Raw genomic sequence first — 9,509 nt, forward strand, 5'->3', positions numbered from 1 at the left:
TCTTCGTGGAGGACGGCCACCGCGGGTCGGACACCGCCGGCCCGCTCATGAAGGACTTCCTGGCGGGCCTGTGACCGGTCAGGCGCCGTGCTTGTGCGGCACGCCCGCCACGAGCCCGCCGTCGACGACGAACTCGGAGCCGGTGGAGTAGCTGGACTCGTCGCTCGCGAGGAAGACGATGGTCTGGGAGACCTCCTCGGGCCGCGCGCCGCGGCCGAGCGGGATGAGCAGGTCGCCCGCGTCGATGCCGGCGGTCATCGGCGTCTCGATGAACCCGGGGTGCACGGAGTTCACCCGCACGCCGTGCGGCCCGAGCTCGAGCGCGACCGACTTCGTGAGCCCGCGGACGCCGAACTTGGAGGCCACGTAGCCGTGCAGGCCGCGGCTCCCGCGGAGTCCCTCGACGGACGAGATGTTGATGATCGACCCGGAGCCGGCCTTGACCATGACCGGCGAGACGGCCCGGATCCCCAGGAACACCCCGGTGAGGTTGATGTCGATGATCCGGCGCCAGGCGTCGGTGTCGAACTCGGTGATGGGGCCGCCGTTCGCGATGCCCGCGTTGTTCACGAGGACGTCGATCCGGCCGAACTCGTCCAGCGTGAACGCGACGGCCTTCGCCCAGTCGTCCTCGCTCGTGACGTCGAGGTGCACGTAGCGGGCGACGTCGGTGCGGTCGCCGCCCAGCTCCGCGGCGAGGGCCTCGCCCTTTGCGTCGTCGAGGTCGGCGACGACGACCTTGGCGCCCTCGGCGGCCAGCGCGCGGGCGTGGGTGACGCCCATCCCGCCGGTCCCGCCGGTGACGATCGCGACCTTGTTGTGGACGCGGCTTCCTGTGCTGACGGCCATGTCGGCCCTCCTTCGTGGTTCTGCGGTGGTGCGTGCACCGGGTGGGTGCACCTGCCCGCCCGGGACGCGACGGTCCCGGGACGGAGGGGACGTCAGGGGGACGGCGTGGTCCACCAGGCGGGCAGGGCGTCGTGGGCGACGCGCGGGAAGAACCCGGGGTCGCGGGGCGGGGGCGTACCGAGCCAGACCTCGAGGGCGCCGACGGTGCCGAGCCCGACGTACGTCGCGAACGCGCGGGCGTAGCGGTCGACCTGGTCGGCGGGGGTGCCCGGGGGCAGGGGCATGAGGCCGGGGTGGGCGCGCAGGTGGTCGGTGAGGGTGCCGGCCACGTGATCGGCGAGCAGGCGCGCCAGCGGGGCGCTGAGGCCGCCCTCGAGGGCCCGCTCGTACACGGGCAGGTGCGCCTCGACGTGGGCCTGCAGCGCGCCGGTGTACCGGGCGACGACCTGCTCGGCGTCGCCGTGGGTGGCGTGACCGGCGACCTGCCGCACGGCGGCGTCGAACTCCGCGCGGATGCGGTCGAGCTCGGCGCCGAGGACGCGGGCCAGCAGGTCGGCCGGGCTGGCGGCGTGGTCGTAGAACGTGGCCCGGTTGATTCCCGCGCGGGCGGCGACGGCGGACGCGGTGAGGGCGGCGACGTCCTGCTCCGCGGCCAGGTCGAGGACGGCGGTGCGCAGCGCCTCGGCGGTCCGCTCGACCCGCTTGTCCATGCCGCGCACCTCCCGTCGGGCTCGCGGGAGGCGGCGCTCCCGACGTCCTCGACATTACGCTCGGGAAACCAGTTGGGCAACAGGTGTCGTCTAACTCGACTTCACCCGCCTCCCCAGGAGTGAGCCCGTGGCCCCCGACCTAGTCTCGAAGGCGCCGCATCGCCGTCGTCGAGGGGGAGCGCCATGGTCAGCAGGACCCGAGGGAGCGGCCGTCGCCGCGTCCGCAGCGGGGACGTCGAGCTCAACCCGGTCTTCGTCCGCCCGGGGGAGACGCGCTCGGTGCCGCGCGACCGCCTCCCCGCGGGGGAGTCGTTGCCGGAGACGGCGTTCCAGATCGTCCACGACGAGGCCATGCTCGACGGCAACGCGCGGCTCAACCTCGCCACCTTCGTCGGCACGTGGATGGACGACCACGCCGCCCGCCTCTACCTCGAGGCCGCGGACAAGAACATGGTCGACAAGGACGAGTACCCGGCCACGGCCGCCGTCGAGGACCGCTGCTGGCGCATGCTCGCCGACCTGTGGCACGCCCCCGACCCGCACCACGCGATGGGCACCTCCACCATCGGCTCGTCCGAGGCGTGCATGCTCGCCGGGCTGGCGCTCAAGCGGCGGTGGCAGCAGGCCCGGCGCGACGCCGGGAAGCCGGTCGGCACCCCCAACCTCGTCATGTCCAGCGCGGTGCAGGTGTGCTGGGAGAAGTTCTGCAACTACTTCGAGGTCGAGGCGCGCTACGTGCCCATCAGCGAGGAGCACCGCGTGCTCGACGGCCACGACCTGGAGAAGTACGTCGACGAGGACACCATCGGCGTCGTCGCCATCCTCGGCGTCACCTACACGGGCATGTACGAGCCGGTGACCGAGATCGCGGCCGCCCTCGACCGCATCCAGGCCGACACCGGGCTGGACGTGCCGATCCACGTCGACGGCGCGTCCGGCGCGATGGTCGCGCCGTTCGTGCAGCCCGACCTGGTGTGGGACTTCCAGGTGGAGCGCGTCGCGTCGATCAACACCTCGGGGCACAAGTACGGCCTCGTGTACCCGGGGCTCGGCTGGGTGGTGTGGCGCGACGAGGAGGCCCTGCCCGAGAGCCTGGTGTTCCGGGTGAGCTACCTCGGCGGCGACATGCCCACGCTCGCGCTGAACTTCTCCCGGCCCGGCTCGCAGGTGCTGCTGCAGTACTACATGTTCCTGCGGCTGGGGCGGGCCGGGTACGAGGCCGTGCAGAACGCGTCGTCCGACGTCGCGCGGTTCCTCGCCGACGGCGTCGCGAAGATCCCCGCGTTCGAGCTGTGGAACGACGGCTCCGACATCCCCGTCTTCGCGTGGCGGCTGAGGCCGGGGCACACGGAGAACTGGAACCTGTACCACCTGTCCGACCGGCTGCGCACGCGCGGCTGGCTCGTGCCGGCCTATCCCATGCCCGACGACCTCACCGACGTCACCGTGCAGCGCGTCGTCGTGCGCAGCGGGCTCAGCCAGGACCTCGCGGCGTCGTTCCTCGCCGACCTCGAGGAGGAGACTCGCTACCTCGACGCCCTCACCGGCCCGATGCCCACCGAGGGGCAGCGCACCGGCTTCATCCACTGACCCGAGCTCGCCTGTTCGGCGACGCCCGCGGGGGACGTGGGGAAAGTCAGCGGGCGAAGCGCTCCGACCGTTCGCGCACGCGGCCCGCGCCGCGCCCGCCGTCGGCGCCGCGGTCCCACGTGTACACCTCGACGCCGGTGACGAAGACGTGCTCGGCGCGCGAGCCGACGTCGAGCGGGTCGCCCGACCAGACGACGACGTCGCCGTCGAGCCCGGGGGCGAGCGCGCCGACGCGGTCGTCGAGGCCGAGGAACGACGCCGGGTTCACGGTGAGCGCCTCCAGCGCCACCTGCGGGTCCAGGCCCTCCTTCACCGCGAACGACGCCTGGTGCACGAGGAAGTTGATCGGCACCACCGGGTGGTCGGTCGTGATGGCGACGCGCACGCCGGCCTCGGCCAGGCGGGACAGGTTCGCGATGTCGCGGTCGCGGAGCTCCACCTTGGAGCGCGACGTGAGCATGGGCCCGTAGATCACGGGCACGTCCCGCTCGGCGAGCACGTCCGCGATCGCGGCGCCGTCGGTGCCGTGGTTGACGACGAGGCGGTAGCCGAACTCGTCGGCCAGGCGCAGGGCGGTGGCGATGTCGTCCGCGCGGTGGGTGTGCTGGTCCCAGGCGAGCTCGCCCGCGAGCACCCGGGCGAGCGTCTCCTTGCCCAGGTCGCGGGCGAACGGCTCGCCCTTCGCCTCGGCCGCGTCGCGCTGGGCCGCGTAGTGCTGCGCGTCGAGGAACGCCTGCCGGATGACGGCGGCCACGCCGAGACGGGTGGACGGCTGCTTCTTCTGCTCGCCGTAGACGCGCTTGGGGTTCTCGCCGAGCGCCGACTTCACGGAGACGGCGTCGCTGATCACCTGCTCGTCGACGGTGCGCCCGCCCCACGTCTTGATCGCGACGGTCTGGCCGCCGATCGGGTTGGCCGAGCCCGGCTTCACGACGACGGACGTCACGCCGCCCGCGAGCGCGTCGCGGAAGCCCTCGTCGTCGACGTTGATCGCGTCCAACGCGCGCAGGTGCGCGCCGTCGGGCCCGGTCTTCTCGTTGGTGTCGTCGCCGGCCCAGCCCTCGGCCTCCTCATGCACGCCCACGTGACCGTGCGACTCCACGAAGCCGGGCAGCACCCACCGGCCGCGGGCGTCGAGCGTGCGCACGCCGTCGGGCACCGCGACGTCGGCCCCGACGGCCTCGACGACGCCGTCGACGACGAGAACGGTGCCGCCGTCGATCGGCAGGCCGTCCACCGGGACGACGTAGCCGTTCGTGATCGCGACGGACGAGCGGGCGGTGCGGATCGGAGAGGTCATGCCCGCCATCATGCCGTCGCACCGTAGCGCCGAACAGGCGGCTACAGGTAGTGCCCGACGACGGGGGCCGGCTTCCAGCGGCCGGTCGCGGTGATGTCGAGGATGCGGCGCGTCGTCAGGCCCTCGATGCCGTGCTCGAGGACGGCGCGGCGCGCCACCTCGCGGATCTCCGCGCCCGTCGCGCCGTCGAGGCTCCCGGCGATCGCCGCGAGGTCGAGCCCCTCGCCCTGGAGCGGCAGGTAGATCCCGAGGATGGCGACGCGGCCCTCCTGGCCGGGCAGCGGCACCTCGAGGATCGTGTCGAACCGGCCGGGGCGCTTCACCGCCGGGTCGAGGGACCCGGGGTCGTTGGTGGTCGCGAGCGTGAGGACGTCGTTGCGCACGCGCGCGCCGTCGAGCGCGTTGAGGAACTCGGAGAACCCCGACGAGCTGCGCATCTCCGCGTGCGCGACGCCGTCGATGTCCTCCATGACGACGAGGGTGGGGCCGAGGCGCTCGACCTCCTTGTAGAGGTTCTCCGACGCCTGCCGCAGCACGTCCGGCTCCACGATCATCACCGTCATCGCGCCGGCGACCTCCGCCGCGAGGATGCGGCCGAGCTTCGTCTTGCCGACGCCGGGCTTGCCCGCGAGCAGCAGGCCGCGCGTCGTGGGCAGGCCGAGCGAGAGCAGGTCGGCGCGGCGCGTGGTGCCGGACGACAGGAACAGGTCCACCTCGCCCCAGACGGCGTCGGCGAGCACGAGGTCCGCGCGCGTCTCGTGCGTCGCGGGCACCGGTTCGAAGCCGACCTGGTTGCCGTAGCTGCTCACCGACACCTGGAGGATCCGGCCCCGGTACGGGTTCCCCTCGCCCTTGAGCGCGGCGAGGAAGTCGTCGAGGACGGCCTCCGCGAGGTCGCGCCGACCCTTGCCGGCGTAGACGGTGATGTCGGCGGGGTGACCGCCGCAGATGTGGATCGCGACCGGCTCGTCGCGCAGGGTGCCCGCGGGGAAGAACACCGACAGGTGGAACGGGACCGACACGGTGTGGTCCTCGCCGAGGCTCAGCGGCCGCCACTCCGGCGTGCTGCCGTGGGGGCCGAGGATCTTGACCGCGCCCTCGTGCTCCCTCATCCAGCGGGCGAGGACGTGCCCGTGCAGCAGCAGCTGCGAGTCGGAGAGCGCGCGCTTGACCTCCGACAGGGCGGCCTTCTTCACGCCGATCTTGCGCGCCGCCCCGCCAGCGCTCGACGTCGGCGTGCCCTTCTTCTTCTTGCGCGGCGCGCCGAGGATCTCCGCCAGCACGCGGATCGTCTCGCGGACCTCGGTGGGGTACGGGCCGAGCTGGGGCCACAGGAGCCGGTCCTGCTGCCGCTCGGGCGTCGCGACCCCGTTCGTCGTCGTCCCCGAAGGCTGTCGCTCGCTCATACCGCTCCCCGCGCTCCTTGCCGCCGCCCCCGGTGGGACGGCCCGCAGCACCGTATCTGCTGCCGCCGACGCCCTGCCTGCACCGACGCCGAGCCGATAGCGTCGGCGCATGCCGACCCGACACCTGCACGTGCTGCGCCACGGCGCCGCGGACCCGTTCGGCGAGCTGACCGACCTGGGGGAGCGGCAGGCGGAGCTCGCCGGCCGGCGCCTCGCGGCCCTGCCCGTCGACGCCGTCTGGCACTCGCCCCTGCCGCGCGCGGTGCGGTCCGCCGAGGTGCTGGGGGCGCAGCTGCCCGGCGTCCCCGTGGCGGAGGCGCCCGAGCTCGTGGACCACGTGCCGTACCTGCCCGACCCGGTGCCGCCCGCGTGGGCCGGGTTCTTCGACGGCTACGACGACGCCGAGGCGGACGAGGGCGAGCGGCTGGCCGCCGCGCTCACCGCCCGGTTCGCACGCCCCGCCGACGTCGAGACGCACGAGGTGCTGGTCACGCACGCGTTCCAGGTCGCGTGGCTCGTGCGCGACGCGCTCGCCGCCCCGCCGGAGAGCTGGCTGGGGCTGCCGTACGGCAACGCCGCCCTCACGACGATCGAGTACCGCGACGACCGCTCGACGTCGCTGATCGTCTACAACGACATGGGCCACCTGCCGCCCGAGCTGCGCTGGACGGGGTTCGGTCCGGCGGCGCGCCCCTGAGTCGCCGTCCGGCTCACACCGTCGTCGGGACGTTCTCCTCCAGCTCGGCGAGCCAGGCGGCGGCGGACGCGTCGGACGGCATCCGCCAGTCCCCGCGCGGGGAGAGCGAGCCGCCGGCGGCGACCTTGGGCCCGTTGGGGATGGCGGAGCGCTTGAACTGGGACGAGAAGTAGCGGCGGAAGAAGGTGACCTCCCACTTCCGGATGGTCGCCAGGTCGTAGGCCGACCGCTCGTCGTGCGGGAAGTTCGGCGGCCACTCGCCGGCGTCGGGGTCGCGCCAGGCGTGCCAGGCGAGGAACGCGATCTTGGACGGCCGCAGGCCGTGCCGCAGCGTCCAGTACAGGGTGAAGTCCTGCAGCGCGTACGGGCCGATGGCGGCCTCGGTGGACTGCGGCGCCTCGCCCTCGCCGGCCGGGACGAGCTCGGGCGAGATCTCCTGGCCCAGGATCTCCAGGAGCAGGGCGTTCGTGTCCGCCTCGAACTGGCCGGAGTCCGCCACCCACCGGATGAGGTGCTGGATGAGCGTCTTCGGCACGCCGGTGTTCACCGCGTAGTGCGACATCTGGTCGCCCACGCCGTACGTGCACCAGCCGAGCGCGAGCTCCGACAGGTCGCCGGTGCCGAGCACGATGCCGCCGCGGTGGTTCGCGAGCCGGAACAGGTAGTCGGTGCGCAGCCCGGCCTGCACGTTCTCGAACGTGACGTCGTAGACCTTCTCGCCCGCGCCGTACGGGTGGCCGAGGTCGCGCAGCATCTGCTCGGCCGCCGGCCGGATGTCGAGCTCCTCGAAGTGGACGCCGAGCGACGTGGCGAGCCGGGTGGCGCGGTCCTTCGTCTCCGACGACGTCGCGAAGCCGGGCATGGTGACCGCGTGGATGTCGGTGCGGGGCCTCCCGAGCCGGTCCATCGCTCGGGCCGCGACGATCAGCGCGTGGGTCGAGTCCAGGCCGCCCGAGACGCCGATGACGATCTTCGGCTGCCCGATCGACCGCAGCCGCTGCTCCAGCCCGGCCACCTGGATCGAGTACGCCTCGTAGCAGTCGAGCGCCAGGCGCTCCGGGTCGTCGGGCACGAACGGGAAGCGGTCCACCTTGCGCCGCAGGCCGACGTCGCCCGCCGGCGGGTCGACGGTCCACCCGACGGTGCGGAACCCCTCGACGCGGGCGCCGAGCGCGCGCCGGTTGTCGTCGAACGACCCCTGCCGCAGCCGCTCCTGGCGCAGCCGGTCGAGGTCGACGTCGGCCACGGAGCGGCGCGCGCCGTCGGGGAAGCGCTCGGTCTCGGCGAGCAGGTCCCCCACCTCGTAGACCATCGTCTGGCCGTCCCACGACAGGTCCGTGCTCGACTCGCCCTGCGCCGCCGCGTACGCGTAGGCGGCCAGCCCGCGGTGCGACGCGGAGCGCACCATGAGCCGCCGGTCCTCCGCGCGCGCCACCGTGATGGGGCTCGCGGACAGGTTGAGCAGCACCGTCGCGCCGGCCAGCGCGGCCTCCGCCGACGGCGGCACGGGCACCCACAGGTCCTCGCACACCTCGACGTGCACGACGAGCCCCGCGACGTCGTCGGCCGCGAACAGCAGGTCGGGGCCGAACGGCACGGGCCCGTCCGCGAACGGGAGCGTGACCGTGGCGCCGCGACGGTCGTCGCCGGGCGCGAACCAGCGCTTCTCGTAGAACTCGCGGTAGTTCGGCAGGTACGACTTGGGCGCGACGCCGAGCACGCGGCCGCCCTGCACGACGACGGCGCAGTTCAGCAGCCGGTTCCCGACCTCCAGCGGCGCCCCGACGACCAGCAGCGGCCGCAGGTCGGCGCTGGCCTCGACGATCGCCGCGAGGGCGTCCGACGTCGCCTCCAGGAGGGTGTCCGCGAGGTGCAGGTCGTCGATCGCGTACCCCGAGACGCAGAGCTCGGGGAAGACGGCGACCGCGACGCCGTCGTCGTGGCACGCGCGCGCCTCGGCGAGGATCGCGGCGGCGTTCGCGCGGGGGTCGGCGACGGTGACGGGGACGGTGCAGGCCGCCACGCGGGCGAAGCCGTGGGCGTAGGCCGAGGTGAAGTCCACCCCCCGAGTGTAGGAACGCCGCCCGTGCCCGCGAGACTTGTCAGGGCGAGCGCCACAGCTCGGGCGGGCGGGTCGCTAGGGTCGGGCCGTGCACCCGAACCTCGCGCGGCGCCGACGCGCCCTCGCCGTCCTGCTCGCCGCCGCGCTGACCCCCGTGCTCGCCGTCGCCGTCGCGCAGCCCGCCAGCGCGCACGACCGGCTCCTGTCCTCGGACCCGGCCGACGGCGCCACCGTGGACGAGGTGCCCACGCGGCTCACCCTCGTGTTCAGCGCCGACGTGCTGGCCGCGGGCGCGCAGGTGGCGGTCACGACGCCGGACGGCACCGTCCCGGCGGAGGTCACCGTCGACGGCGACGAGGCCGTCGCCGCGCTGCCCGACGACCTGCCCGGCGGCGACTGGGACGTGTCCTGGCGTGTCGTCTCCTCCGACGGACACCCGATCGAGGGCGAGCTCGCGTTCACGGTCGACGCCGCGTCGCCGTCCCCGAGCGCCTCCCCGAGCGCCTCGCCGTCGAGCACTCTCTCGAGCCCGACGGCGTCCGAGGACGCGACGGCGTCGTCCGGCCACGTGCACGACGGCGGGGGCACGCCGGGCGTGGACCTGGACGCCGACGGCGAGGCGGGGTGGGCGACGGCGTGGCTGTTCCCCGTGGCCGTGCTCGCGGTGGTGGGCGTGGCGGCCGCCGTCCTGCTGCAGCGGCGCCGCCGTGCCGCCGAGGACGCGCACGACGCCGGTGACGGCCCGCACACGACGGGCGAACCGCGCGAACCGGGCGACACGCCCGGCGACCCGACGTCCTGAGGGATGCCCGCCAGCACGCGATCTGTCCCGCCATGGCGGCAGATACCGGGACAGATCGCGTGCACGAACGGTTCCCGATTCGAGGTGTCCGGC

Annotated in this window: 8 protein-coding genes; 3 read left to right on the plus strand and 5 right to left on the minus strand. The window is 73.9% G+C overall.

The genetic code is table 11. The annotated features are described in order from the left end of the window. Positions 1-78 precede the first annotated feature (78 nt). Positions 79-849: a glucose 1-dehydrogenase gene (locus tag ACFWEK_RS14270; protein ID WP_430544529.1), complete on the minus strand. Its 771-nt coding sequence runs from the start codon at positions 847-849 to the stop codon at positions 79-81. A 92-nt stretch (positions 850-941) separates the two neighbouring features. Next, complete coding sequence (locus tag ACFWEK_RS14275) at positions 942-1,559, minus strand: TetR/AcrR family transcriptional regulator (RefSeq protein ID WP_430554474.1); 618 nt, start codon at positions 1,557-1,559, stop codon at positions 942-944. Between the two features lie 183 nt (positions 1,560-1,742). Between ACFWEK_RS14275 and ACFWEK_RS14280 the strand changes: the two genes are divergently transcribed. Then, on the plus strand, positions 1,743-3,149 hold the full coding sequence (locus ACFWEK_RS14280; RefSeq protein ID WP_430544527.1) for a glutamate decarboxylase: 1,407 nt from the start codon (positions 1,743-1,745) through the stop codon (positions 3,147-3,149). Positions 3,150-3,195: 46 nt separating this feature from the next. On the opposite strand, the gene ACFWEK_RS14285 is transcribed toward ACFWEK_RS14280, so the two are convergent. Continuing rightward, a complete protein-coding gene (locus tag ACFWEK_RS14285) occupies positions 3,196-4,449 on the minus strand; it encodes an amidohydrolase (RefSeq protein ID WP_430554475.1) in 1,254 nt (417 codons plus the stop codon). A 41-nt stretch (positions 4,450-4,490) separates the two neighbouring features. Next, complete coding sequence (locus ACFWEK_RS14290; protein WP_430554476.1) at positions 4,491-5,855, minus strand: AAA family ATPase; 1,365 nt, start codon at positions 5,853-5,855, stop codon at positions 4,491-4,493. Positions 5,856-5,964: 109 nt separating this feature from the next. Here ACFWEK_RS14290 and ACFWEK_RS14295 point away from each other — a divergent pair, with 109 nt between their 5' ends. Continuing rightward, complete coding sequence (locus ACFWEK_RS14295; RefSeq protein WP_430554477.1) at positions 5,965-6,552, plus strand: histidine phosphatase family protein; 588 nt, start codon at positions 5,965-5,967, stop codon at positions 6,550-6,552. Positions 6,553-6,565: 13 nt separating this feature from the next. Here the strand turns inward: ACFWEK_RS14295 and ACFWEK_RS14300 are convergent, their stop codons facing one another. Next, positions 6,566-8,614 (minus strand): NAD(+) synthase, encoded by a 2,049-nt coding sequence (locus ACFWEK_RS14300; RefSeq protein ID WP_430554478.1) that lies wholly within the window; start codon positions 8,612-8,614, stop codon positions 6,566-6,568. Between the two features lie 88 nt (positions 8,615-8,702). Here ACFWEK_RS14300 and ACFWEK_RS14305 point away from each other — a divergent pair, with 88 nt between their 5' ends. Further along, complete coding sequence (locus ACFWEK_RS14305) at positions 8,703-9,416, plus strand: copper resistance protein CopC (RefSeq protein WP_430544522.1); 714 nt, start codon at positions 8,703-8,705, stop codon at positions 9,414-9,416. Positions 9,417-9,509: the final 93 nt, after the last annotated feature.

The sequence above is a fragment of the Isoptericola sp. NPDC060257 genome, from assembly GCF_042726645.1.
Classification (GTDB): Bacteria; Actinomycetota; Actinomycetes; order Actinomycetales; family Cellulomonadaceae; genus Isoptericola; species Isoptericola nanjingensis.